General features: G+C 69.5%; 1 protein-coding gene. It reads right to left on the bottom strand.

The genetic code is table 11. From position 1 onward, the window contains the following. Positions 1 to 67: 67 nt before the first annotated feature. Complete coding sequence (locus tag BJP40_RS05365) at positions 68 to 1,285, bottom strand: IS110 family transposase (RefSeq protein ID WP_071278170.1); 1,218 nt, start codon at positions 1,283 to 1,285, stop codon at positions 68 to 70. Between the last annotated feature and the right edge of the window lie 264 nt (positions 1,286 to 1,549).

Here is a 1,549-nt window from a genome sequence, read left to right as displayed (position 1 = left end):
GGGGGTGCCTCTATGTCTTTCGTCAAGGTGCCCCCGTCGGGTTTGGGGTGGTTCGGGCTCGTCGTGGTTATGCGGCGAGTCCGAGGCTCCTGGGTTCGCGGGGTTCGTAGAAGGTGCCGTCGCGGAGCATGGCGAACAGGACGCTGATGCGTTGGCGGGCGAGGCGGAGGACGGCTTGGGTGTGGGTCTTGCCGCGGGCGCGTTGTTTGTCGTAGTAGGTGCGGGAGGCCGGGTCGGCGTTCATGCAGGCGAAGGCGGACAGGAACATCGCCCGTTTCAATTGCCGGTTTCCGCCGCGGGGTGCGTGTTCGCCGTGGATCGAGGTGCCGGACTGCTTCGTGGTGGGGGCGAGTCCGGCGTAGGAGGCCAGGTGGGCGGCGGTGGGGAAGCTGGTGCCGTCGCCGACGGTGACCAGCAGGACGGCGGCGGTCCTGACGCCGACGCCGGGCATCGACGTCAGGACCGGGGAAAGAGGGTGAGCCTCCAGCAGGACGTTGATCTGGGCTTCCATCGCCCGGCGCTGGGTGTGGACAGCGGCCAGGGACGCGGCCAGGGAGGGGATGACGATGTCGAGGGTGCCGGTGCCCGGGACGACGACGGTCTGCTCGTCGAGGGCGTCGAAGACCTCGTCGATCAGCCTGGTGGCCATGCGCGGGGCCTTCGGGCGGATCAGCTCCACCAACTTGCGGCGGCCTGCCTTGCGCAGGGCGGCCGGGGATCCGTAGCGCTCCAGGAGCCAGGTCACGGCCTGGTGGTCCAGGCGCGGGCCCAGGGCGCGCTCCAGGCTGGGGTGGAACTGGGTGAGCAGGCCGCGTATCCGGTTGCTGGTGCGGGTGGCCTCGGCGGCGAGGTCCTGGTCGAAGCCGACCAGGACGGTGAGCTCGGCGGTGATGTCGTCGGTGAGCTCCAGGGAGCGCAGGGTGTGTGGCATCGTGCGTGCGGCGTCGGCGATGACGGCGGCGTCCTTGGCGTCGGTCTTGGCCTCGCCCGGGTAGAGGTCGGCGATCCGGCGCATCGCGAGTCCGGGCAGGTAGGCGACCTGGCAGCCGGCGTCGCGGGCGACGGTCAGTGGCAGGGCGCCGATGGAGGCGGGCTGGTCCACGATCACCAGGACGGTGCCGAACTTGTCGCGCAGCTTGTCGAAGACGGCCCGCAGCCTGGGTTCGCTGTTGGGCAGTGGTTTGTCGAAGACCTTCTTCCCGCCCGGGGTGAGCCCATGACCGTGGTGGGCACTCTTGCCGACGTCCAGGCCCAGGAACACGCCCACGTCTTCGATCTCGAACATCGTGCCCCTTCCCAGGGGGTTGACGGTGCCGGCCTCGGCTCGGGTGTCGTGCTCGCGCATCCACGTTATGCAGACCTGCCGCCCGCGAACTGTCCGGCATTGCGCCGGACCGGACGGTGGCCGGACCTCTGATCAGCGTCTCCGACGAACACCCCCGAACCCGGTGACACCACCCCCCAGGTCATGCCTTCGACAGGGGGCAACAGTCATGCCGAGCCCGGAGGCCAGCAGCCCCATTGCAGGACCGCAGAAAACATAACGGGG

Origin of the sequence: Streptomyces sp. CC53, from assembly GCF_001865245.1 — a bacterium.
Taxonomy (GTDB): domain Bacteria; phylum Actinomycetota; class Actinomycetes; order Streptomycetales; family Streptomycetaceae; genus Streptomyces.
Note: the sequence above shows the minus strand (reverse complement) of the source record. Positions and strands in the feature narration are given on the sequence as shown.

Bases quoted from the DNA above. Each gene is read 5' to 3' on its own strand.
- BJP40_RS05365 (WP_071278170.1), bottom strand. From the start codon at position 1,285: ATGTTCGAGATCGAAGACGTGGGCGTGTTCCTGGGCCTGGACGTCGGC.